This window comes from Polaromonas sp. P1_H6 (genome assembly GCF_056405195.1).
In genome coordinates this window covers 62,133-83,088 of record NZ_JBFUCN010000016.1, presented here as the reverse complement: position 1 = coordinate 83,088, position 20,956 = coordinate 62,133, and the positions used below count along the sequence as shown (strand labels likewise).

Sequence of the window (20,956 nt, the reverse complement as noted above, 5' to 3'; positions counted from 1 at the left end):
TTTTCATGCCGCCCTCCAAGCGCAGCACTTCCCCCCCTCACCGGAACACGGACGGCGCCAAAGACAAGAAGACCCAGCTCGAAAGCTTCACCGCGGGCATCGCCCCGGTGCTGACGACCAACCAGGGCCTGCAGTTTCCCGACAACCACAACTCGCTGAAAGCGGGCGTGCGCGGCCCGACCCTGGTGGAGGATTTCATCCTCCGCGAAAAAATCACCCACTTCGACCACGAGCGCATTCCCGAGCGTGCGGTGCATGCCCGTGGCGCGGGCGCGCACGGCTATTTCAAGCCCTACAAGTCCATGGTGCAGTACACCAGCGCGGGCTTTTTGCAGGATCCAGATGTGGAGACGCCGGTCTTCGTGCGTTTTTCCACCGTGGCGGGCTCCAGGGGCTCGGCCGATACCGTGCGCGACGTGCGCGGTTTCGCGGTGAAGTTCTACACCGCCGAAGGCAACTACGACCTGGTCGGCAACAACATCCCGGTCTTCTTCATCCAGGATGCCATCAAGTTTCCCGACCTGATCCATGCGGTCAAGCCGGAACCGCACAACGAAATGCCACAGGCGGCCAGCGCCCACGACACCTTCTGGGATTTCGCCTCGCTGATGCCCGAATCCACGCACATGCTGATGTGGGCCATGTCGGACCGCGCCGTGCCGCGCAGCTTTCGCATGATGGAGGGCTTCGGCGTCCATGCCTTTCGCTTCATCAATGCGCGCGGCGAATCCTTTTTTGTGAAGTTCCACTGGAAACCCAAGCTGGGCGTACACGGGCTGGTCTGGGACGAGGCGCAGAAAATCGCCGGCAAGGACCCGGACTTCCACAGGCGCGACCTGTGGGAGGCGATTGAAAGCGGCAACTTCCCGGAGTGGGAACTCGGCGTGCAGATCGTCGACGAGGGCAAGGAAAGCGAGCTGGGCTTCGACATCCTTGACCCGACCAAGCTGATCCCCGAAGCACAGGTGCCGGTGCAGCTCATCGGCAAGATGGTGCTCAACCGCAACCCGGACAACTTCTTCGCGGAGACCGAGCAGGCCGCCTTCCACCCCGGCCACCTGGTGCCCGGCATCGACTTTTCCAACGACCCGTTGCTGCAGGGCCGGCTGTTCTCGTACACCGACACCCAGCTGTCGCGCCTGGGCGGCGCCAACTTCCATGAGATCCCGATCAACCGGGCCGTGTGTCCCATGCACAACTTCCAGCGCGACGGCATGCACCGCCAGGCCATCGCCAAGGGCCGGGTCGCCTACGAACCCAACACGCTGGGCAGCGGTGCCGAGTACCGGGTAGACGGCGGCGCGCAGGGATTCCAGTCCTACCCCGAGCAGCTGGAGCCGCCGAAAATCCGCCGCCGCAGCCCCTCTTTTGACGACCATTTTTCGCAGGCCGCGCTGTTCTGGAACAGCCAGAGCGCGCCGGAAAAAGACCACATCGTGGCGGCCTTCCGCTTTGAGCTGTCCAAGGTGGAGGTGCCCGACATCCGCCAGCGCATGGTGGACAACCTGGCCCATGTGGACCTGAAGCTGGCCGCGCGCGTGGCGGCCCCGCTGGGCATCAAGCCGCCCGACGCCAAGGCCGCGGCCGGCAGGCTGGGCTTTCGCGACCACCGCATCGTGGTGAAGGTGGAAGAAGACCCGGCCCTGCGCATGGTGGGCCGCCCGGGCGGCAGCGCCAAAACGCGCAAGGTGGCCATCCTGGTGGCCGACGGGGTGGAGGCCGCCGCGCTCAAGCGCCTGCAGCAGGACCTGCTGGACGCCGGCGCCCAGTGCAAGCTTGTGGCGCCGCACCTGGGCACCGTGAGCACCTCATCGGGCCGGCAACTCACTGCGGACCATACCTTCAGCAACATGCCCTCGGTGATGTTTGACGCCGTGCTGATTCCGGGCGGAAGCGAAAGCGTTGCCACCCTGGGCGCCATGGGCGAGGCGGTGCACTTCGTGCTGGAGGCCTACAAGCATTGCAAGACGATTTGCTCCGTGAACGACGGCGCGCAGCTGCTGGCGACCCTGGGCTTCAGCCTGGGCAGGGATCCGGAGGCGGTCAGCGTGCCCACGCCCGGTGTCATCATCGCCGACGCGCGCAAGGTGATGGACGGCCAGGTGTCGCAGGATCTCCTGGCGGCGATTGCGCTGCACCGCCACTGGGACCGGCTCAACGTGGACGCCATCCCCGCGTAAAACGCGTCTTACGGACGCAGTGTGAGCTGGTGCGCGAAGGCCGGAGGGTTCATCTGCAAAGGCCGGTATTGCACGGCGGCCCAGCTGTCCCGCATGTCGCGGTAGCGGCCGGAAAACACCAGGCCGCTCTGCCCGGTCTGGTAGATGAAGCGCGAGTTTTCGGGGTCACCCATGTCGTAGATAGCGCGTAGGGACGCGGCCTGCCGGTTGGCAAAGGGCGTGGCGTCGCCCGTGGCCCAGTACTGGCCGACGTTGACGGTGAAGGTGTCGCCGCCGGTGGGCACGCGCACGTCAAACCAGGGCGCCAGCCAGGCCACGTTGCCGAAAGGCTTGTGCGCCGAGAGGGCCGGATGCGCCCTGCCCCAGGTCCAGCTGCCCATATCGGTGCCGTAAGCTGTCTGCAGGCGGTCCAGCGCGCGCAGCAGCGCCGCCGCCGATTGCGCCTCGCAGCCGGCCGCACCGCACCAGTTGCCGTCCTGGCGCTCCAATACATCTTCCAGCGTGCTCCTGAAATGGCGCTTGCCATAAAGCGGCCTGAACGTCGCCTCGCCGAGCTTGCCGCCCACAATGCCGCGCGTGAGTTCGTCGGCCCAGGCGGCGAACACCAGCGGCGCGGCCTGGTCGGCGCGCATGACGCCGTCAAAGCCGGCCATAGCCTTGCGCGTGGCATCGGCCAATGGATGCTTCACCGGTTGCGCCAATGTTTTCTGCAGGAAAGGCAGCAATTTCACCGTCGCCGGTGACAGCTGGTCGGCCTGGATTTTCTGCATGGATGCCACGTCATGCCTGGGCGTGGCAGCCAGCAACTGCTCGATGCGGTTGTGGCGGTAGGGCACGGTCCAATCCTGGCCGATGAAGAAAGGATAAGCCGGCGGCGTGATGCGCTGGTTGGCCGTCGCCCACCAGCCCCTGGCCTCGATGGCGGCGCGGCCGGCTTCGGGCGTTTGCGCGTAAGGCAGCCAGCCAGCCCAGTCGTAACGGACATCCCATCCCGGCGAAGGGGCGATGCCGCGAATGTCGTTGTCGGGTTTGCGCAGCGGCACCTTGCCGGCGGCCTTGAAGGCCACGCCGCCCGCGACGTCGGCGGTGACGACGTTTTGCATCGGCGAGTGGTAGGCCGCGAAGGCATCCACCAATTCCTGGGCCGACTGGGCACGGTTGGCCCGCAGCCCGGCCAGCACCGTCTGGTTGTCGTCGTCGAGCGCGCTCCAGCGCAGCGCGAGCACATATTTGCGGGTGTCGAGCAGTTCGGCATGCGATTTCTGCACGTCGCTGAGCACCGGGCCGTGGCGGCTTTCGCGCACATCCAGCACCACGTCGGGTTGGCCCTTGACCTTGATGGTTTCGCGGCGGGTTTCGAAGTCGGCCCAGGCCTCAGCCTTGGAAGCCCCGGCGGACGGGATGCGGTACTGCCGCGGGTTGGCCGGGTTGACCTGCTCGAGGTACAGGTCCTGCACATCGGGGGCGGTGTTGGTGAAGCCCCAGGCCATTTTCTGGGTGCGGCCCATGACCACAAACGGCAGGCCTGGCAAGGTCGCGCCTATGACGTCCAGCCCGGTGTCATTGCCACCGGCGGGCGCCTGCAGGCGCGCGAAATACCAGACGGCCGGGGCCGACAGGCCCAGGTGCGGGTCGTTGGCCAGCAGGGGCTTGCCGCTCGCGCTGTGCGCGCCGGCCACCACCCAGTTGTTGGAGCCCTTGCCTTCCACCTCGCCCAGTGCCCCGGCCCAGCCGTTAATGCCTTGGGCCATGGCGACGGTTGCGGGGGCCGGGCGGCTGCTTGAAACTTTTGGGGTGGCGGGAAGGTCGGTGCGGTACACGCCGAGATCGGCGTAGAGCTTGCTGAAATCCGCCCTGGAGGCCGGCTGCTCGCCGGGGTATGGCGGAAACAGCTGCCAGAGTTCGGGGGTCTTGAGCACGCGGGCGGCGGACAGACGGGCGAATTCGGTGCCCCAGTTGCCGCTCAAATCCAGCGCCATGATCAGCGACCAGGCCAGGCTGTCGGTGGGCGACCAGGCCACGCCCGAGGCGCCGCCGGGCTTGACGCCCAGGATCTGGAACTCGGGAGACAAGGCCTGCGATGAACCGGCGTAAAAAGCGTTGATGCCCTCGCTGTAGGCCTGCATGGCCTCGCGCCCCTCGGCGGGCAGGCCCTGCCATTGGCGCTCGGCGGCGCGCGCCACGCCCAGCGTGCGCAGCAGCTTGTCGGTGTCCAGCGTGGCCGGGCCGAACACCTCGGAGAGCTCACCGTGCATCACGCGCCGGTTGAATTCCAGCTGCCAGCCGCGCTCCTGGGCATGCACATAGCCGAGGGCGAACCAGGCGTCGCGCGGCGACTGGGCCTTGATGTGGGTGACGTCGGCCGCATCGCGCGCCACGCTCACGCGGGCCCGCAGGCCGGCAGCCTGGAGTTCGCCATCGAGCGCGGGTGTGGCGCGGTAAATATAGATGCCGGCCGCCGCCGCGGCGAGCAGAAGCAGCGCGGCCAGGGCGGCTAGAACGCGTTTGAACCAGGCCAAGATCATGTTCCCATCAAGTCGCCGTGCGGATCGACGGCAAAGGCGATGAGCCCGTAGCGGACTCTTTGACATCCCGCACCCGGCAGGATGAATGCAGCTTATTTTGTCTGCAAGTGCATTTTGCCGTCGGCGAACTTGAAACTGACGGTGGGCACCGTGAAATCCTCAAAAGGAGCGCCCAGCGCGATCTCGCCTTCGAGCAGCAGCACGCATTCCTGGCGGCGCAGTGCCACCACGGCGGTGCTGTCGGAAAAGCGCACCCAGGTGCCGTAGCTGCTGACGTCTTCGAGGAAGAACTGGCCGGCGCGCCATTCAATCCTGGCATGCCTGCGGGAAACCCGCGGATCCTGCACCACAAAATGCGCGTCCTGGTCGCGCCCCAGGAAGATGGGCAGCTCGGTCGAGGCGAAGGCCGTGTTGATGTCCAGCCAGCACAGCTCTATCAATGCCTGGGCGGCAGCCCGCCGGGCGGGCGGCGGCTCCGTCAGGGTGGCGGGCACCGTGAAAGATTCCGACATGACCTCGGCCTGCCATTCGATGCGGTGCACCAGGCAGGCTTCGGTGCGGCCGCGTATTTCCAGCGCGCCCAGGCTTCGGGAGCGCACCAGCGTGTCGGAGGGAAGTTGCCGGATGACGGCGTCGGTGGCCAGGATCTGGTCCGGGCCGGACAGGTCGCTCAGGCGCGAAGCCAGGTTGACGGCGTCACCGAAGCAGTCGCCGTCTTGCTCGACGATTTCACCGCGCGCGACGCCCGTTTGCAGGCGCATCTTGAGTTGGTCGGGCCAGTTGCGGATGCGGTCGCGGTGGACCCGCTGGAGTTCGGTGACGGCATCGACGGCGTCGGCATTGTCGGGAAACACGACCAGCACGCCGTCGCCCAGGTATTTCACGACGTGGCCCCGGTAGGCCTGACAGACCTTGCCTATCCACTGGGTCAGTCGTGTGATGGCCTGGGTTGCCTTGGCATTGCCCAGCGACTCAAAAACCCCGGTGCTTCCTGTGAGATCGGCAAAAACGACGGTAACTTCTGCCATAAATCGATGTAACTGCTTGTAGTTCTGGCGCCATTAAAACATAAGTACACATGGAACTTATGACAAACGGCAGTCGGCTCGGCGGTTTTGCCCAGGCACCGGCCGGGGCGGCCCGGAAATTCAGCTCGCGCTGGGCTTGAGCTGCATGGCCTTGAACTCCAGGAACTCCTCAAAGCCGTACACGCCGTTTTCGCGGCCATTGCCCGACTGTTTGTAACCGCCGAACGGGGCCTGGCCGTTGAAAGGCCCGCCGTTGATGTCCACCTGGCCGGTGCGCAGGCGGCGCGCGACCTTCATCGCGTGCTCGTCGGTGCCGCTCCAGACGGCGCCGCCCAGGCCGTAGATGGTGCTGTTGGCAATGGCCACAGCGTCTTCTTCGTCTTTGTAGGGGATGACCACCAGCACCGGGCCGAAGATTTCCTCCTGGGCCAGCGTGTCGGTGGGCTTGATGCCCAGGATGGTGGGCTGGACAAAATAGCCCTTGGCGATGGCGGGCGCCTCGGCGCCGCCGGCGATCACGTCGGCACCCTCTTCGATGCCGGTGCGGATGAAACCCAGCACGCGGTCGCGCTGCGAAGCGCTGACCAGGGGGCCGAGCTTGCTGCCCTCTTCCAGGCTGGGGCCTACGCTGAATTTGGCGACGGCGGCCTGGGCCAGCGCCTTGACTTCCTCATAGCGGCCGGCCGGCACCAGCAGGCGGGTGTGGGCCGAGCAGGTCTGGCCGCTGTTGAGCATGCAGGCCGACACGGTGCCTTTGACGGCGGCCTCAAAATTGGCGTCGTCCAGCACCACGCTGGCCGACTTGCCGCCCAGTTCCAGCGCCACGCGCTTGATGGACTGGCTGGCCAGTTCGCTCACGCGTTTGCCCGCGCGGGTGGAACCGGTAAAGCTCACCATATCGACTTCCGGGTGCGTGGCCAGGACTTCGCCCACCACCGGGCCCATGCCGTTGACCAGGTTGAACACGCCGGGCGGCAGGCCCGCCTCGTGGATGATCTCGGCCAGGATCATGGCGTTGACCGGCGCAATTTCGCTGGGTTTGAGCACCACGGTGCAGCCGGCCACCATGGCCGGCGCGATTTTCAGCGTGATCTGGCTCAGCGGGAAATTCCAGGGCGTGATGCAGCCCACCACGCCGATCGCTTCGCGCACCACCAGGGAGTTGCCGACCTGCTTTTCCCATTCAAACTGGCGCGCCACCTTGGCGAAATTGCCCCAGTGCCAGGCCGGGCCGCCCACCTGGACGGCACGCGCCATCTTCAGGGGCATGCCCACTTCGCGGGCAATCGCCACGGCCAGGTCCTCGGTGCGCGCCTTGACGCCGGCCGCCACCTTGTCGAGGTAGGCGGCGCGGGTTTCGACCGGCAGGGCTGACCAGCCGTCGAAAGCCGCGCGGGCCGCCAGCACGGCGGCTTCAGCCTCCGCCGCAGTGCCGGCCGGCACCGTCGCCATCAGGGCTTCGGTGCTGGAATCGTGGACGGGCAGGGTTTCGGAGGACTGGGCCTTGACCCATTGGCCGTTGATGTAGTGCGCGGGGTAAACGGTCATGGCGGTCATTTGTGTGCTCATAGCGGTCCGGGGAGGGCCTGAAGAAGGCCCGAAAAGAGGTGAATAATGCCGAAAAAGGCCAGGAGTGACTTTCGGCTCACAGGTGAAATTGCCTGTAGGCCTAAAGATTTAAACAATGTTCAATTCCAGAATCGACATGACATCTAGTTACTAACTCCTTGATTCATTTGTTGTTTTGCGTTAACCATTTCACACAAAACACCTTGCATATCCTTAGATGTCGTCTTAATCTAACAGAAGACGACGTTCCATGGGAACGCAGATAAATACCCACGGGATGCTCCGGTAGAAAGTTGTGAAATACATGCGCTGGTTAAAACCGAATATCAAAAGCAGCTTCATGGCACTGCTGGGGTCCGGCGAGGTCACGCCTTCCATACTGGAAGACCGCACCGAGGACATCCGCCAGTTCATCCTCGACGAACTCGGTGAATTCGGCGAAAAGCACTATCCCAAGATCACCCGCCGCGTGCGTTATGCCCAGGATATCCAGGGCCTCTGGTACACCCGCGGTGACGTGATGGCAGTGTTGGCGGCCATGCACGGTGAGACCATCGCCCGTGAAAAAGTCAGCCGCATCAGCGACAAATTCAAGGGCATGCTGCCTCGCGGCCTGAGCTCGCGGCCCAGCCCGCTCACCACGTAACTTTTTTCCTTCGTTCCGCTCTTTTTCTTCTCCAGTTTCCTCTAGTTTCTTCCTGGCCTCCAAGGCAACTTTTTAAACCAGCTTCTAGCTGGTTTATTTTTGTCCGCTCGCAGCCGGCACCCGCTCAATGCGCCTCATGCGCTCCGTGCAGGTGGCCCCAGAGCACAAAGGCATCGCGCCCCTCCACCGCCAGCGTGGTTTTCAGGCCCACGGGCAGCATCACCTTGGTCGGCACGTGGCCGAAAGGCAGGCCGGTCAGCACACGCGCCTTGACCTTGCTTTGCAGCCAGGCGATGACCGACGCCAGCTTGAAGCCCTTGTCGTGCGGCACCAGGGAATAGTTGGTGAACTGCCCAAAGATGATGGCTTTTTGCTGCGCCAGCACGCCGGCGTGCAGCAACTGCGTGAGCATGCGCTCCACACGGTAGGGATGCTCGGCGACGTCCTCGATGAACAAAATCCCGCCCTTGACGGCCGGCAGGTAGGGTGTGCCGACCAGCGAGGACAGCATGGCCAGGTTGCCGCCCCAGAGCACGGCGTCCTTGACCATGAAATCGGCCGCCGGCTTCGCATCCGCGGCCGGTTTGGGCAGTTGCCAGCCCGTGCCCTCGCCCTGCCCCGTGATCAGGTCGTCAAAACAGGCCTCGGTGATGTCGTCCGGCGCCTTGGCGCCGAAATCCTCGCCCAGCGCGGGGCCGGCCCAGGTCACGGCGCCGGTCTTGGCCATCACGGCCAGCTGGAAGGCGGTGAAGTCGCTCAAGCCGACAAAACGTGTACCGCCCGCGATGGCTTTGGCGACCGCTTTGTATTGAATGCCCGGCAGGATGCGCGACAGGCCGTAGCCGCCGCGGGAAATCAGGGCCACGTCGGCGCCGCTGGCGGCCGCGCGGTGGATGCCGGCCAGCCGGGTGTCGTCGTCGCCGGCAAAACGCTGGTGGCGCGCGAGTGCGTCGGGATCAATTTCAACCTCATGGCCCAAGGCGGTGAGGCGCTGCACGCCGCGCTTGAAGGCGGCCTTGTCGCGCACCGCGCTGGAGGGGGAGTAGATGTAGATATGTTTTTTCACGGCTGCAAGTATCCCACTGTCGCCCGTCCTCCCTTGCCGCCTTGGCTGCAGGTATAAACGGGCCACCATGATGCTGTATGTGCTGGACCTCCTGGGCGTTGCCGTCTTTGCCGTGAGCGGCGCGCTGGCGGCCGGGCGCCTGCAGCTCGACCTGCTGGGCGTGCTGGTGCTGGCGGCCTTGACCGCCATAGGCGGCGGCACCCTGCGCGACCTGCTGATGAACCGTCATCCGGTGTTCTGGATGGCCAGGCCGGCCTACCTGCTGGTGATCGCCGCAGCGGCCCTGGGCACCATGCTGTATGTGCAGGTGCTGCCGATCCCGTCGCAGGCGCTGCTGGTGGCCGATGCGCTCGGGCTGGCGCTGTTCGCGCTGTCGGGCGCGCAGCTGGCCGAAGCCGCGCGGTTGTCACCGGTGATCGTGGTGGTGATGGGCACCATGACCGGCGTGGCGGGCGGCCTGATGCGCGACGTCTGCAGCAACCAGGTGCCGCTGTTGCTGCGCCAGGACATCTACGCGAGCGCGGCGATCGCCGGGATCGCGCTTTACCTTGCCTTGAAGGCGCTGGGACTCAGGCCTTCATGGGCCTTTGGCATCGGGTTGGCGGCGGTGGTGGCGCTGCGGCTCAGCGCCATCTTCATGGGCTGGCATCTGCCGGTCTTCAAGCTGCCGGGCTGAAAAACGCCAAGGCCTGCCGCGCGACCGGCTCGCCATGCTCCTGCACAAAATGCCCGGCCTGCCCCAGTACCATGGGCTCGCCGCAACCGCGGATCACCGCCTGCAGCTCGCGCATGACGGGCGGGCCCAGCACCGGGTCCTGCGCGCCCACCGCCATCAGGGTTTTGCCCGTCCAGCCGTTTTGCCAGAAGCTGCGCGCTTGCCGCGAGACGGCGGCGCCATCGGCCCCGGGGCTGTCCGGCACCATGGGCGGGAAGGCGCGCAAGGCCGCGCGGTGGCCCTTGTCCGGAAAGGGGGCGTTGTAAGCCGCGCACTCGGCGGCGCTCATTTGCGGGTTGCCGCGCGCAAACAGCCGGGCCAGGTCGAACTCCGGGTTTTTCGCGCACATCTCGCGCCAGGCCACAAAGCCGGCGGGCAGCGGCGCGTCACCGGTGCCCAGCGTCGTGTTCATGACCAGCAGTCCGGTGTAGCGCTGCGGCGCCTCCATCGGCAGCGTGAGGCCCAGCAGGCCACCCCAGTCCTGCACCACCAGCACCACGTTGTGCAGATCCATGCTTTCGACCAGTTCCAGCAGGATCTGGCGGTGGACGCTGAAACTATGGAAGCTGTCCTTTTTGGGTTTGTCACTTTTGCCGAAGCCGATCAGGTCGGGCGCGACCACACGGTGCCCGACCTCCAGCAACACGGGGATCATCTTGCGGTAGAGGTAGCTCCAGGCCGGGTTGCCGTGCAGGCACAGGTAAGTCAGGCCGCCCTCGCCTGCGTCACGTCCCCCGCCTTCATCCAGGTAATGCAGACGCAGCCCACCCAGCGCCGGCAGGTCGCTGACATAACGAGGCTGCCACGGATAGCCCGGCAAGTCGTCAAAAGCCGCGTCGGGCGTGCGCAGCGCATCGTCGCGCAGCGGGTGGGCGAGCCTGGATTCTTCGCGCTTGTCGGCGCGCCGCTGCCGGAAGAAAGCCTGCAGCAGCTCGCCGCATTCCCACGCCAGCACACCGCCCTGCAAGGCAGTCTGGTGGTTGAGCCGGGATTCGGCAAACAGGTTGAGCACCGAGCCGGCCGCGCCGGTCTTGGGGTCGGCCGCGCCGAACACCACACGCTTGAGCCGGGCGTGCAGCATGGCGCCGCTGCACATGGCGCAGGGCTCCAGCGTGACAAAGAGTTCGCAGTCGCCGAGCCGGTAGTTGCCCAGCACCCGCGCCGCGGCACGCAGTGCCACGATCTCGGCATGGGCCGTCGGGTCATGGCCGTCCACCGGCGCATTGCGGCCGCTGGCAATGACCTCGCCGTACCGGACCACCACCGCGCCCACCGGCACTTCGCCCGCGGCGGCGGCCTGGCGTGCCTCCGCCAGGGCCTGCTGCATGAAAATCTCGTCGCTCATCGGAATGGCAATGGCTGCCGCCGGCCTTATTTCTCTTCGGGCATGGGACGCGCCTGCTGCAGGGCGCCCTCCACAGCCTGCTTGACCTGCTGCTGGGCTTGCTGACTCTGCACCTGCGGCGGCGCGTCGGCGGAAACGGCGGGCATGCCGGGGGCCGCCGGGACGGTGACCTGGGTGCCCAGTTGTTTTTTGACCAGCAGGCCCACGATGGCCAACGCCACCAGCAGGCCCACGATGCTGAAAATACCGCGCATATCAAGCCTCCTTTGGGGTGTCGTTGTTGGTGGCCATGCCCAGACGGTCCATCCAGGCCGCCAGGGCCCGCTCGTCCTCATTGCCGGCGGCGTACATGGCGTGCATCGCTGCATGCGACTCGCGCCTGTGCTGGTTGATTTTGACCTTGCATTGGAAATCGGTCACCTGCAGCTCAAAGCCCACGATGCCGGCCAGCATCTTGTGGGCAAATTCCTCGCCCAGGTCACGCCACTGCTGGGCATAAGGCGGCTCGTGGTCGCCTATGAGAGTTTTGAGCAGCTTGTCCTTGGCCGCCGGGTCTTCGACCAGCGTCGCCTGCACGGTGCAATGCACGGCCACGTAATTCCAGGTCGGCACCCGCGCCAGGTCGGGATACACCTTGGGCGACAGGTAGGCATGCGGCCCGAGGAAGGTCACGACAGCCTGGGGCCGTGCCTGCAGGTAGCGCCAGTGCGGGTTGGGCTTGGCCACATGGCCCAGCAGCACCATCTGCTCGCCGCGCTCTTCCAGGTGCAGCGGCAGATGGGTCACATAGGGCAGGCCCGCGTCATCCACGCTGATCAGGCTGGCGAAGGGGTTCTCGTTGATCAGCGCCGCGGCCTGGGCGCGGTCGCCTTTGAATTGGGGTGGCAGGTACATGGCCTGAAGCATAGGCCAAAAACCGGAATTTCAGGCCGGTCCGTGCCACGCACCATGGTATTCGCGCGACAAGGAAAATCGGGTCCAGCCTACAGCGGGGCCGGCCCGACAGCGCACAAACTGGCCTCGCCGCAGGCATTGAGGCGCAGCACAGGCATGAAACATCCCCGGATCCGCATCGGCATCTCAGGCTGGCAATATGCCGGCTGGCGCGGTGTGTTCTACCCGCCGGGGTTGGTCCAGGCGCATGAACTCGCGTTCGCCTCGCGCGCCATGCAGACCATCGAGATCAACGGCTCGCACTATTCGCTTCAGCGCCCCAGCAGCTACCAGCGCTGGCATGACGAAACGCCGGACGGCTTTGTCTTCAGCGTGAAGGCGCCGCGCTACCTGACCCACATGCTGCGCCTCGAAGGCGACGGCGTGCCGATCGCGCTGGCCAACTTCCTTGCCTCGGGGATTTTTAAGCTGCGCGGCAAGCTCGGCCCCCTGCTCTGGCAGTTTCCGCCCGGCATGCCCTTCAAGCCCGAGGTGTTCGAAGCTTTTTTGCGATTGCTGCCGCGCGACACCGAGGCTGCCGCGCAGTTCGCGCGCCGCCACCACGACAGTCACGTGCACCACCCCTGCCTGGAAATCGACCGCAAGCGCCGGCTCAGGCATGCGATTGAAATCCGCCACCCGGGCTTCTTCGAAGAGTCCTTCGTCAAGATGCTGCGCCGCCACGGCGCCGCGCTGGTGGTGTCCGAGGCGGTGGCGGACTGGCCCTATGCCGAGGACCTGACGGCGGATTTTGTCTACCTTCGCCTGCATGGGCCCGACACGCTTTACGGCGGCCGCTACAGCGACAAGGCGCTGGACCGGTGGGCAGCGCGCATCAGCACCTGGGCTTCGGGCGGCGAACCGCAAGATGCGCAACGTATCTCCGCCAAGCCAGTGCGGGCGCGGGCCAGCCGCGAGGTGTTCTGTTATTTCGACAACGACCAGAAAGTGCGGGCGCCTTTTGACGCGCGCCGGCTCACCGAAAGGCTGATGCCCGAAGAAACGCTGTCGCTGGAGCCGCTGGACCGGCAAGGCGGCATGTTCGATTCATGAGGCCTATGCCCGCGCCGGTCCTGACAGCGGCCAGCTCGCCAGGTGGACGTGACGGGTTTCACCCAGCAGGCTGCGCACCAGCACGACCTCACCGGCCGTCCAGGCCACGGGCGGCACCGGCGTGGCGCCCAGCAGGCTGTCGTCGTACAGCAAGGTCACGTGCGGCGTGTAGCCGGGCTTGGCCCACTGCCCCAGGCTGGCCTTCTTCAGCGCCGTGCCCAGAACCTTGTGGAAAGCCATCAAGGCCGAGAGCCCTTGGTCTTCGCCGCGCAGCACCAGCGGCCGGTTGCGCGGCATGCTGGCAAAGCTTTCCGCGCGGTTGAAGGCGACGGCGAAGGGCTGCGTCAGGGCAGCGGCTTCGGCGGCGGCCGCGTGGGCCTGCCTGACGACGTCGGGCGGCAAGCCGGCGTAGTCGCCCAAGTGGTTCAGGGTGATGTGAAAGCGCGCGGCTTCCAGCGGCCGGCCGCGCAAGCTGTGGGCGGTACGGATCTGCGCGGCGAGCTCCGCTATTTGCAGCGCGGTGTCTGCCGGAGGAAACAGCGCCAGAAACAGGCGGTCAGTGGGTTTGGCTTCTTCAAAGCCTGGAAATGAGGATTGCCCGGCCATGCCTGAATTCCGCCCTATTCCCGGCTTATTCCCACTCAATCGTCGCCGGCGGCTTGCTGCTGACGTCGTAGGTGACGCGGTTGATGCCGCGCACTTCGTTGATGATGCGGCCGGAGACCTTTTTGAGCAGCGCATACGGCAGCTCGGCCCAGTCGGCTGTCATGAAGTCGCTGGTTTGCACCGCGCGCAGGGCCACCACGTAATCGTAGGTGCGGCCATCGCCCATCACGCCCACGCTTTTCACCGGCAAAAAGACGGTGAAAGCCTGGCTGGTGAGGTCATACCAGGTCTTGCCGGTGGCGGCGTCCTTGAAGTTGCGCAGTTCCTCGATGAAGATCGCATCGGCGCGGCGCAACAGGTCGGCGTATTCCTTTTTGACTTCGCCGAGGATGCGCACACCCAGGCCGGGGCCTGGGAAGGGGTGGCGGTAGACCATGTCGTGGGGCAGGCCCAGCGCGACGCCGAGTTCGCGGACTTCATCCTTGAACAGCTCGCGCAGCGGCTCCAGCAGCTTCAGGCCCAACTGTTCGGGCAGGCCGCCCACGTTGTGGTGGCTCTTGATGGTGACGGCTTTTTTGCTCTTGGCGCCGCCGGACTCAATGACGTCGGGGTAGATCGTGCCCTGGGCCAGCCATTTGGCGCCTTTGTGGCCACCGTCGCCGGCCTTGAGGCGGGCGGCTTCGGCCTTGAACACCTCGACAAACTCGCGGCCGATGATCTTGCGCTTGGCCTCGGGCTCGCTCACACCGGCCAGGTGGCCGAGGAACTGGTCGCTGGCATCGACGCGGATCACTTTGGCATGCAGCTTGCCGACAAACATGTCCATCACCATGTCGCCTTCGTTGAGGCGCAGCAGGCCGTGGTCGACGAAGACGCAGGTCAGCTGGTCACCGATGGCACGGTGGATCAGGGCGGCGGCCACCGATGAATCGACGCCGCCCGACAGGCCCAGGATGACCTCTTCGTCGCCGACCTGCTGGCGGATTTTTTCGACGGCTTCGCTGATGTAGTCGCCCATGACCCAGTCCTGGCGCGTGCCGCAGATCTCGAGCACAAAGCGCTTGAGGATGGCGTTGCCCTGCTTTGTATGCGTGACCTCGGGGTGGAACTGCACCGCGTAGAAGCGGCGCTCTTCGTCGGCCATGCCGGCGATGGGGCAGGAATCGGTGGATGCCATGAGCTTAAAGCCGGGCGGCATTTCGGTGACCTTGTCACCGTGGCTCATCCAGACGTCGAGCATGCCCTGGCCTTCGGGCGTGGTGTAGTCGGCGATGTCTTTCAGCAGCGCGGTGTGGCCGCGGGCGCGCACGTCGGCGGAACCGAACTCGCGCTTGTGGCCGCCTTCGACCTTGCCGCCCAGCTGGTGCGCCATGGCCTGCATGCCGTAACAGATGCCCAGCACCGGCAGGCCCAGCTCAAAGACGGCTTGCGGCGCCTTGTCGGTGGTTTCCTCGTAGATGCTGGCATGGCTGCCGGAGAGGATCACGCCCTTGAGCGTGCCGTCCTTGGCGTACTCGCGAACCCATTCGTCGCTGACGTCGCAGGGATGGACTTCGCAAAATACGTGGGCGTCGCGCACGCGGCGCGCGATCAGCTGGGTGACCTGTGAGCCGAAATCGAGGATGAGGATTTTCTGGTGTTGCATGAGGGGCTTCTTCAAGGCAAAAAAAGAAAGGGCGTCTTTCAAGACGCCCTGGCCGGCTAGGTCACATTCAATCAGCGCGGTAGTTCGGCGCTTCTTTGGTGATCTGCACGTCGTGCACGTGGCTTTCGCGGATGCCGGCCGATGTGATTTCGACGAACTCGGCCTTGTCGCGCATGTCCTCGATGGTGGGGCAACCGCAGTAGCCCATGCTGGCCCGCAGGCCGCCGGCCATCTGGAACACGATGGCAACCATGGAGCCCTTGTAAGGTACCCGGCCTTCGATGCCTTCGGGCACCAGCTTGTCGGCGTTCGGGTTGCCGGTGCTCGATTCCTGGAAGTAGCGGTCGGCGCTGCCCTGCTGCATGGCGCCTATGCTGCCCATGCCGCGGTAGCTCTTGTAGCTGCGTCCCTGGAACAGGATGACCTCGCCTGGCGCTTCTTCGGTGCCGGCAAACATGCCGCCCATCATCACCGTGTTGGCGCCCGCCGCGATGGCCTTGGCGATGTCGCCGCTGTAACGGATGCCGCCGTCGCCGATCAGCGGGACGCCGGTGCCGCGCAGCGCGGTGGCGACGTTGTCGATGGCCATGATCTGCGGCACGCCGACGCCTGCGACGATGCGGGTGGTGCAGATGCTGCCGGGGCCTATGCCGACCTTGACGCCGTCTGCACCGGCTTCCACCAGCGCCAGCGCGGCCGCGCCCGTGGCGATGTTGCCGCCGATGACGTCGACCTGCGGGTAGTTTTGCTTGACCCAGCGCACCCGGTCGAGCACGCCTTTGCTGTGGCCGTGGGCGGTATCGACGACGATGGCATCGACGCCGGCTTTCACCAGGGCTTCGACGCGCTCTTCGGTGCCCTCACCCACCCCGACGGCGGCGCCCACGCGCAGCTGGCCGTGCGAGTCGCGTGCGGCATTCGGGAAGGTGGTCTGTTTGGTGATGTCCTTGACGGTAATCAGGCCCTTGAGCTCGAAGTTGTCATTGACCAGCAACACGCGCTCGAGGCGGTGCTTGTTCAGCAGCGCCTTGGCGTCGGACAGCGAGGCGGTTTCGGAGATGGTGATGAGGCGCTCGCGCGGCGTCATGATGGTGCTGACCGGCACGTCCATGCGCGATTCGAAGCGCATGTCGCGCCCCGTGACGATGCCGACGACACGGCCGCCGTCGATGACCGGGAAGCCGGAGATGCCGAGCTGCTCGCTCAGGGCCATGACTTGGCGAACGGTATGGGTGGGGGTGATGACGACCGGGTCGCGCAGCACGCCGCTTTCGTAGCGCTTGACCTTGGCGACTTCAGCGGCCTGCTGCTGGGCCGTGAGGTTTTTGTGAACGATGCCTATGCCGCCTTCCTGGGCGATGGCGATGGCCAGCCGGGCTTCGGTGACCGTGTCCATGGCCGCTGACACGAGCGGCAGGTTCAGGCGGATGTTTCGGGAGAATTGGGTGGAAAGTGAAGTGTCCTTGGGCAGGACCTGGGAGAACGCTGGCACCAACAATACGTCGTCGAAGGTGAGCGCTTTGCCGAGTAGGCGCATAGGGATGGCTCCAAAAACACGATTGTACCCTTGTCGCAAAGACCCGTCGGTACTAACCCCTAGCCACGTTCCGGTGCGGTTTGGCTGCCGTTGCGCCCAGGTTGTAAAAAGGCAGCTTTGCCGGCGCTTTGCTTCCGAATAGGCCGAAAACCGCGCCACACAGCGCTACACTGGCGAAATGGACCTCAAACTCGTCTCAAGAACACTCATACTGGCCATCGCCGGCAGCGCTTTTTCAGTCACCGCTTTGGCGCAATGGCAATGGATAGACAAAGACGGCCGCAAGGTCTACAGCGACCGCTCGCCGCCGGCCGACATTCCCGAAAAAAACATCTTGAAGATGCCACGCGGAGCCAAGGGAAAATCCGTTGTGGTGACGCCCATTGACGACCCGGCCGCCGCTCCCGCTGGGGCGGCCTCTGCAGCGGCGACCAAAACCGCCGCCAATGCCCCCAAGCTGACCGGCAAGGATGCGCAGCTCGAAGCCAAGAAAAAGCAGGCGGAAGACGAAGAAGCCGCGAAAAAGCAGGCTGAGCAGGAAAAAATCGCGAAAGCCAAGGCCGACAACTGCGAACGAGCTAAAAAAACGCTGGCAGGTCTGCAGTCAGGCCAGCGCGTCCCCATCACCAATGCCAAGGGCGAACGCGACTATATGGATGACAACGCCAGGGCTGCGGAAATCAAGCGGACTCAGGCCGTTGTGAGTGGCGACTGCAAATAGAAACAAGGGCTTGAGCCGCAGGCCCGCATCTCGCCTCTCCTCTCTTCTTCAATACCCGGCCTTGGCGCCGGCCCGGGTTTTGGCAAACAGCCCGGCGCTCTTGGCGCCCTGGCGGTTGAAGCGCTCGCGGCGCGCCACCTTGGGGTCTACACGCAGGCCTCTGTAAATTTCAATCCGGTCCTGGTCCCGCAGCACGTGTCCCGGCGTGGTTTTGCGGCCCCAGATGCCCAGGACCAGGCGGCCGGCCCGCAGTTCCGCAAATTCATCGAGCACCCCGCTGGCCGCCAGCGCCCGGGCCACCGTCGCACCGGCCGGGAGTTCCAGCGACCATTCGCGCACCTGCCGCGGCGCGGGTGAATAAACCAGGCTGATGGTGAGCGGCGCGCCGCCCTCAGGGCTCGCCATAGACGTCCGACGCTCTTTTGACAAACGCATCGACCAGGCTGCCCGCGATCTTGTCGAACACGGGGCCGACCAGCGCCGCCAGCGCGGCATTGTCGAAGTCATAACGCAGGCTGAACTCGACCTTGCAGGCCCTTTCGCTGCCTTTGCCCACCGGCGTGAAATCCCAGTGGCCGTCCAGTTTTGAAAACGGCCCATCGACCAGCTTCAGGCTGACCTTGCGGTCTTTTTCGTGGACATTGCGGGTGGTGAAACTTTGCGAGAGGCCGGCGATGGAGAGGCCCACTTTAGCCGTCATGCCGTGCGCGTTTTCCTCCAGCACCGAGGCCTGGTCGCACCACGGCAAAAACTCGGGATAGCGGGCCACGTCGGTGACCAGGGCGTACATCTCGGCGGCGCTGTACCAGATTAAAACGGACTTGTGAACGGTTTTCATACAATCGAGGGCTGGGCGCAATTGTATTGGCAGTGTACTTTCCGATTTTCGCCCCTATCTTTTATCCATGGCCACCAAAGAAGCATCCTCCTCCAAAAAAACGGCCGCAACGCCTTCCGCAAACCTTTCCCCCAAGGCCGCGGCAGCGGCCGTGCGCATTGCCGATAACAAAAAGGCGCTTTTCAACTATCACATCGAGGAGCGCTTCGAAGCAGGCATGGTGCTGGAAGGCTGGGAAGTGAAGTCCCTGCGCGAAGGCAAGGTGCAGCTCACCGACGGCTATGTGGTGGTGCGCGGCGGCGAGCTGTTCATCATCGGCTGCCAGATCAACCCGCTGGGCACGGCCTCCACCCACGTGCGGCCCGACTCGGTGCGGACCAAAAAACTGCTGATGCACAAGGAAGAGATCCGCAGGCTGATCGGCAAGGTCGAGCAAAAAGGTTTCACCCTGGTGCCGCTGAACATGCACTGGAAGGCCGGCAAGGTCAAATGCGAGATCGGCCTGGCCAAGGGCAAGGGTGAGCACGACAAGCGCGACACCATCAAGGACCGCGAAGGCAAGCGCGAGGTCGAGCGCGCGATGAAGTCCCGCAACCGCTGACCGCCGGCCCTTCGGGGCCCGTCATAAAAGAATTTCCGGTGCCATGGAATAAATCGCCCACCGCGGCTGTTTACTCCAGTGCAGGCTGCTTTTGCCTGATTTGCCTGAACACACCGGAGATTCCCATGAAACTGCTCCCCATTGCCCTGTTGACCGCCGGCCTGCTCGGCCTCTGCGCCTCCGCGAGCGCCCAAAGCCCGGCCAAGGCCGCCGACGGCGTGCTGGTCGGCCCTAACGGCATGACCTTGTACGTCTTTGACAAGGACACGGCCGACAAATCGGTCTGCAACGGCGGCTGCGCCACCAACTGGCCTCCGCTGATGGCCGCGGACACCGACAAGGCCGCCGGCGACTACACCATCATCACCCGTGACGATGGGAAAAAGCAGTGGGCCCTGAAAGGCAAGCCGCTGTATTACTGGGCCAAGGACAGCAAGCCGGGTGACAAGACCGGCGACAACGTGGGCACCGTCTGGCACGTCGTCAAGCCCTGACGCCGCACGCCTGCCGCACCTCCCGCTACGATGGCAGCAGGCTTTGCCTGACGCATGACCCACTTTCCGCTGACCGACCACATCCCCAGCCTGCGCCGCTATGCGCGCGCGCTGACGGGCGACGCCTGGGCGGCCGACGACCTGGTGCAGGACACGCTGGAGCGTGCCTGCTCCAGATGGCGGCTGTGGCTGGCGGGCAGCGACCTGCGTGCCTGGCTGTTCACGCTGATGCACAACATCTTCGTCAACCAGCTTCGCCGCTCCCTGCGGCAGGCGGCCGCGGGCGCCACGGTCAACGTCGAGGAGGTCGAGAACGAACTGGCGGCGCCGGAGGCGGGTACGGCCCAGTCGCTGGACCTGCAGCGCTGCCTGCTGCGCCTGCCGGAAGACCAGCGGGCCGTGCTGCTGCTGGTCAGCCTCGAAGACCTCAGCTACGAGGAGGTCTCAAAGATCACCGGCGTGCCGGTCGGGACGGTCATGTCCCGCCTGTCGCGCGCGCGCAGCCGCCTGCGCGACCTGATGGACGGCTCGGCATCGGCGGCCGCCGGCGCACCGGCCCAGCTCAGGCGCCTGAAGTAAAGGCAGGACCTCCATGGAAAAAACCAACGACACAACGCGCGCCCTCCACGGCGAACTCTTGCACGACCGGATCAACGCCTTGGTCGACGGCCGGCTGCCGCCCGCCCGGCAGGCTGAACTCGAAGCGCAACTGGACGAAGACGCCGCCGCCCACTCGATCCTGCAAGCCTGGAAAGCCCAGCGCGAGGCCCTGCGCGCCCTGCACCGCCCGCTGCTGGATGAAGCCATCCCCGACGCCTTGCTGGCTGCCGCGCGCCGCGGCCAGCAAGGCGGGCGACAGGTCGAGCAATGGCGGCGCTGGGGCGGCATGGCCGCGGCGGTAATCCTGGCCTTTGGCGTGGGCTGGCTGTCGCACGGGAAACTCGGCGGCCCCGCACCGCAACAGCTCGCCTCGGCGCGTTCGGCGCAATCCTTTGTGCACCAGGCTTCGCTGGCGCACGCCGTGTTTTCGCCCGAAGTCCGCCATCCCGTCGAAGTCACGGCCGCGCAACAGGACCACCTGGTCCAGTGGCTGTCCAAACGCGTGGGCCGGCCGCTGAAGGTGCCGTTGCTGGCGGCGGAAGGTTATGAGCTGGTCGGCGGCAGGCTGCTATCCGGTGACGGCGGGGCCCGCGCGCAGTTCATGTTCCAGAATACGGCCGGCTTGCGCCTGACTTTGTACCTGGGTGCCGTGGATCCGGGTTCACCTGCCGCATCGGTACCCAAGCCGCCGTCCGACGCTGCCCGGGAAACCGCCTTCCGCTACAGCGGCGACGGCCCGGTGCCCTCGTTTTACTGGGTGGACCAAGGCTTCGGCTACGCGCTGAGCGGCGCCGTGTCGCGTGACGAGTTGATGAAGCTGGCGCAACTGGTGTACCAGCAACTCTAAACCTCGA

The 20,956-nt window shown here is 65.4% G+C and carries 21 protein-coding genes; 9 read left to right on the top strand and 12 right to left on the bottom strand.

Annotation, left to right across the window (positions count from 1 at the left end; genetic code table 11):
* Window positions 1-5 precede the first annotated feature (5 nt).
* Entirely contained in the window at window positions 6-2,180 is a 2,175-nt protein-coding gene (locus AC1D1F_RS15915) for a catalase (protein WP_477677545.1), read from the top strand.
* 8 nt (window positions 2,181-2,188) lie between these two features.
* On the opposite strand, the gene AC1D1F_RS15910 is transcribed toward AC1D1F_RS15915, so the two are convergent.
* The 3 genes from AC1D1F_RS15910 to AC1D1F_RS15900 form a co-directional block, all read right to left on the bottom strand.
* Complete coding sequence (locus AC1D1F_RS15910; protein WP_477677544.1) at window positions 2,189-4,705, bottom strand: penicillin acylase family protein; 2,517 nt, start codon at window positions 4,703-4,705, stop codon at window positions 2,189-2,191.
* 92 nt (window positions 4,706-4,797) lie between these two features.
* A complete protein-coding gene (locus tag AC1D1F_RS15905; protein WP_477677543.1) occupies window positions 4,798-5,733 on the bottom strand; it encodes an FHA domain-containing protein in 936 nt (311 codons plus the stop codon).
* A gap of 120 nt (window positions 5,734-5,853) precedes the next feature.
* Window positions 5,854-7,281, bottom strand: a complete 1,428-nt coding sequence (locus AC1D1F_RS15900) for an aldehyde dehydrogenase family protein (protein WP_477677542.1) — start codon at window positions 7,279-7,281, stop codon at window positions 5,854-5,856.
* Window positions 7,282-7,642: 361 nt separating this feature from the next.
* Here AC1D1F_RS15900 and AC1D1F_RS15895 point away from each other — a divergent pair, with 361 nt between their 5' ends.
* Window positions 7,643-7,948 carry a hypothetical protein gene (locus AC1D1F_RS15895; RefSeq protein WP_477697438.1) on the top strand — a complete coding sequence of 102 codons (306 nt, stop codon included), beginning with the start codon at window positions 7,643-7,645 and terminating at the stop codon, window positions 7,946-7,948.
* A 124-nt stretch (window positions 7,949-8,072) separates the two neighbouring features.
* Here the strand turns inward: AC1D1F_RS15895 and AC1D1F_RS15890 are convergent, their stop codons facing one another.
* The gene (locus AC1D1F_RS15890; protein WP_477677180.1) at window positions 8,073-9,014 is read right to left on the bottom strand and encodes an LD-carboxypeptidase; all 942 of its coding nucleotides are present in this window, start codon (window positions 9,012-9,014) and stop codon (window positions 8,073-8,075) included.
* A gap of 67 nt (window positions 9,015-9,081) precedes the next feature.
* Between AC1D1F_RS15890 and AC1D1F_RS15885 the strand changes: the two genes are divergently transcribed.
* The gene (locus tag AC1D1F_RS15885) at window positions 9,082-9,690 is read left to right on the top strand and encodes a trimeric intracellular cation channel family protein (RefSeq protein ID WP_477677181.1); all 609 of its coding nucleotides are present in this window, start codon (window positions 9,082-9,084) and stop codon (window positions 9,688-9,690) included.
* Here AC1D1F_RS15885 and tadA read toward each other — a convergent pair.
* From tadA to AC1D1F_RS15870, 3 genes are read right to left on the bottom strand one after another with little or no spacing between them, the layout of a single operon-like run.
* A complete protein-coding gene (gene tadA / locus AC1D1F_RS15880; RefSeq protein ID WP_477700771.1) occupies window positions 9,674-11,074 on the bottom strand; it encodes a tRNA adenosine(34) deaminase TadA in 1,401 nt (466 codons plus the stop codon). The genes AC1D1F_RS15885 and tadA overlap by 17 nt on opposite strands.
* Before the next feature lie 26 nt (window positions 11,075-11,100).
* On the bottom strand, window positions 11,101-11,328 hold the full coding sequence (locus tag AC1D1F_RS15875) for a hypothetical protein (RefSeq protein ID WP_477651753.1): 228 nt from the start codon (window positions 11,326-11,328) through the stop codon (window positions 11,101-11,103).
* Between the two features lies 1 nt (window position 11,329).
* Window positions 11,330-11,968: an FMN-binding negative transcriptional regulator gene (locus AC1D1F_RS15870; RefSeq protein WP_477677183.1), complete on the bottom strand. Its 639-nt coding sequence runs from the start codon at window positions 11,966-11,968 to the stop codon at window positions 11,330-11,332.
* 156 nt (window positions 11,969-12,124) lie between these two features.
* Between AC1D1F_RS15870 and AC1D1F_RS15865 the strand changes: the two genes are divergently transcribed.
* A complete protein-coding gene (locus AC1D1F_RS15865) occupies window positions 12,125-13,060 on the top strand; it encodes a DUF72 domain-containing protein (protein WP_477677184.1) in 936 nt (311 codons plus the stop codon).
* A gap of 3 nt (window positions 13,061-13,063) precedes the next feature.
* On the opposite strand, the gene AC1D1F_RS15860 is transcribed toward AC1D1F_RS15865, so the two are convergent.
* The 3 genes from AC1D1F_RS15860 to guaB form a co-directional block, all read right to left on the bottom strand.
* The gene (locus tag AC1D1F_RS15860) at window positions 13,064-13,666 is read right to left on the bottom strand and encodes a 2'-5' RNA ligase family protein (protein ID WP_477677185.1); all 603 of its coding nucleotides are present in this window, start codon (window positions 13,664-13,666) and stop codon (window positions 13,064-13,066) included.
* Window positions 13,667-13,691: 25 nt separating this feature from the next.
* On the bottom strand, window positions 13,692-15,311 hold the full coding sequence (gene guaA, locus AC1D1F_RS15855) for a glutamine-hydrolyzing GMP synthase (RefSeq protein ID WP_477677186.1): 1,620 nt from the start codon (window positions 15,309-15,311) through the stop codon (window positions 13,692-13,694).
* A 67-nt stretch (window positions 15,312-15,378) separates the two neighbouring features.
* On the bottom strand, window positions 15,379-16,848 hold the full coding sequence (gene guaB, locus AC1D1F_RS15850) for an IMP dehydrogenase (protein WP_413330514.1): 1,470 nt from the start codon (window positions 16,846-16,848) through the stop codon (window positions 15,379-15,381).
* Window positions 16,849-17,026: 178 nt separating this feature from the next.
* On the opposite strand from guaB, the gene AC1D1F_RS15845 reads away from it, so the two are divergent.
* Window positions 17,027-17,569, top strand: coding sequence for a DUF4124 domain-containing protein (locus tag AC1D1F_RS15845; RefSeq protein ID WP_477677188.1), 543 nt, complete (start codon window positions 17,027-17,029; stop codon window positions 17,567-17,569).
* Between the two features lie 48 nt (window positions 17,570-17,617).
* Here the strand turns inward: AC1D1F_RS15845 and AC1D1F_RS15840 are convergent, their stop codons facing one another.
* Both AC1D1F_RS15840 and AC1D1F_RS15835 read right to left on the bottom strand, forming a co-directional pair.
* Window positions 17,618-17,974 carry an RnfH family protein gene (locus tag AC1D1F_RS15840; RefSeq protein ID WP_477677189.1) on the bottom strand — a complete coding sequence of 119 codons (357 nt, stop codon included), beginning with the start codon at window positions 17,972-17,974 and terminating at the stop codon, window positions 17,618-17,620.
* Window positions 17,961-18,407, bottom strand: a complete 447-nt coding sequence (locus AC1D1F_RS15835; RefSeq protein ID WP_477651746.1) for a type II toxin-antitoxin system RatA family toxin — start codon at window positions 18,405-18,407, stop codon at window positions 17,961-17,963. The genes AC1D1F_RS15840 and AC1D1F_RS15835 overlap by 14 nt, the downstream gene beginning before the upstream one ends.
* 67 nt (window positions 18,408-18,474) lie before the next feature.
* Between AC1D1F_RS15835 and smpB the strand changes: the two genes are divergently transcribed.
* The 4 genes from smpB (at window position 18,475) to AC1D1F_RS15815 (ending at window position 20,949) form a co-directional block, all read left to right on the top strand.
* On the top strand, window positions 18,475-19,008 hold the full coding sequence (gene smpB / locus AC1D1F_RS15830; RefSeq protein ID WP_411880407.1) for an SsrA-binding protein SmpB: 534 nt from the start codon (window positions 18,475-18,477) through the stop codon (window positions 19,006-19,008).
* A gap of 125 nt (window positions 19,009-19,133) precedes the next feature.
* A complete protein-coding gene (locus tag AC1D1F_RS15825; protein ID WP_477677190.1) occupies window positions 19,134-19,502 on the top strand; it encodes a COG4315 family predicted lipoprotein in 369 nt (122 codons plus the stop codon).
* A 54-nt stretch (window positions 19,503-19,556) separates the two neighbouring features.
* Window positions 19,557-20,081, top strand: a complete 525-nt coding sequence (locus AC1D1F_RS15820; protein WP_477697461.1) for a sigma-70 family RNA polymerase sigma factor — start codon at window positions 19,557-19,559, stop codon at window positions 20,079-20,081.
* Between the two features lie 13 nt (window positions 20,082-20,094).
* Window positions 20,095-20,949, top strand: a complete 855-nt coding sequence (locus tag AC1D1F_RS15815; RefSeq protein WP_477697460.1) for an anti-sigma factor family protein — start codon at window positions 20,095-20,097, stop codon at window positions 20,947-20,949.
* Window positions 20,950-20,956: the final 7 nt, after the last annotated feature.

Bases quoted from the DNA above. Each gene is read 5' to 3' on its own strand.
- AC1D1F_RS15915 (WP_477677545.1), top strand. From the start codon at position 6: ATGCCGCCCTCCAAGCGCAGCACTTCCCCCCCTCACCGGAACACGGAC.
- AC1D1F_RS15910 (WP_477677544.1), bottom strand. From the start codon at position 4,705: ATGATCTTGGCCTGGTTCAAACGCGTTCTAGCCGCCCTGGCCGCGCTG.
- AC1D1F_RS15905 (WP_477677543.1), bottom strand. From the start codon at position 5,733: ATGGCAGAAGTTACCGTCGTTTTTGCCGATCTCACAGGAAGCACCGGG.
- AC1D1F_RS15900 (WP_477677542.1), bottom strand. From the start codon at position 7,281: ATGACCGTTTACCCCGCGCACTACATCAACGGCCAATGGGTCAAGGCC.
- AC1D1F_RS15895 (WP_477697438.1), top strand. From the start codon at position 7,643: ATGGCACTGCTGGGGTCCGGCGAGGTCACGCCTTCCATACTGGAAGAC.
- AC1D1F_RS15885 (WP_477677181.1), top strand. From the start codon at position 9,082: ATGATGCTGTATGTGCTGGACCTCCTGGGCGTTGCCGTCTTTGCCGTG.
- tadA (WP_477700771.1), bottom strand. From the start codon at position 11,074: ATGAGCGACGAGATTTTCATGCAGCAGGCCCTGGCGGAGGCACGCCAG.
- AC1D1F_RS15875 (WP_477651753.1), bottom strand. From the start codon at position 11,328: ATGCGCGGTATTTTCAGCATCGTGGGCCTGCTGGTGGCGTTGGCCATC.
- AC1D1F_RS15870 (WP_477677183.1), bottom strand. From the start codon at position 11,968: ATGTACCTGCCACCCCAATTCAAAGGCGACCGCGCCCAGGCCGCGGCG.
- AC1D1F_RS15865 (WP_477677184.1), top strand. From the start codon at position 12,125: ATGAAACATCCCCGGATCCGCATCGGCATCTCAGGCTGGCAATATGCC.
- AC1D1F_RS15860 (WP_477677185.1), bottom strand. From the start codon at position 13,666: ATGGCCGGGCAATCCTCATTTCCAGGCTTTGAAGAAGCCAAACCCACT.
- guaA (WP_477677186.1), bottom strand. From the start codon at position 15,311: ATGCAACACCAGAAAATCCTCATCCTCGATTTCGGCTCACAGGTCACC.
- guaB (WP_413330514.1), bottom strand. From the start codon at position 16,848: ATGCGCCTACTCGGCAAAGCGCTCACCTTCGACGACGTATTGTTGGTG.
- AC1D1F_RS15845 (WP_477677188.1), top strand. From the start codon at position 17,027: ATGGACCTCAAACTCGTCTCAAGAACACTCATACTGGCCATCGCCGGC.
- AC1D1F_RS15840 (WP_477677189.1), bottom strand. From the start codon at position 17,974: ATGGCGAGCCCTGAGGGCGGCGCGCCGCTCACCATCAGCCTGGTTTAT.
- AC1D1F_RS15835 (WP_477651746.1), bottom strand. From the start codon at position 18,407: ATGAAAACCGTTCACAAGTCCGTTTTAATCTGGTACAGCGCCGCCGAG.
- smpB (WP_411880407.1), top strand. From the start codon at position 18,475: ATGGCCACCAAAGAAGCATCCTCCTCCAAAAAAACGGCCGCAACGCCT.
- AC1D1F_RS15825 (WP_477677190.1), top strand. From the start codon at position 19,134: ATGAAACTGCTCCCCATTGCCCTGTTGACCGCCGGCCTGCTCGGCCTC.
- AC1D1F_RS15820 (WP_477697461.1), top strand. From the start codon at position 19,557: ATGACCCACTTTCCGCTGACCGACCACATCCCCAGCCTGCGCCGCTAT.
- AC1D1F_RS15815 (WP_477697460.1), top strand. From the start codon at position 20,095: ATGGAAAAAACCAACGACACAACGCGCGCCCTCCACGGCGAACTCTTG.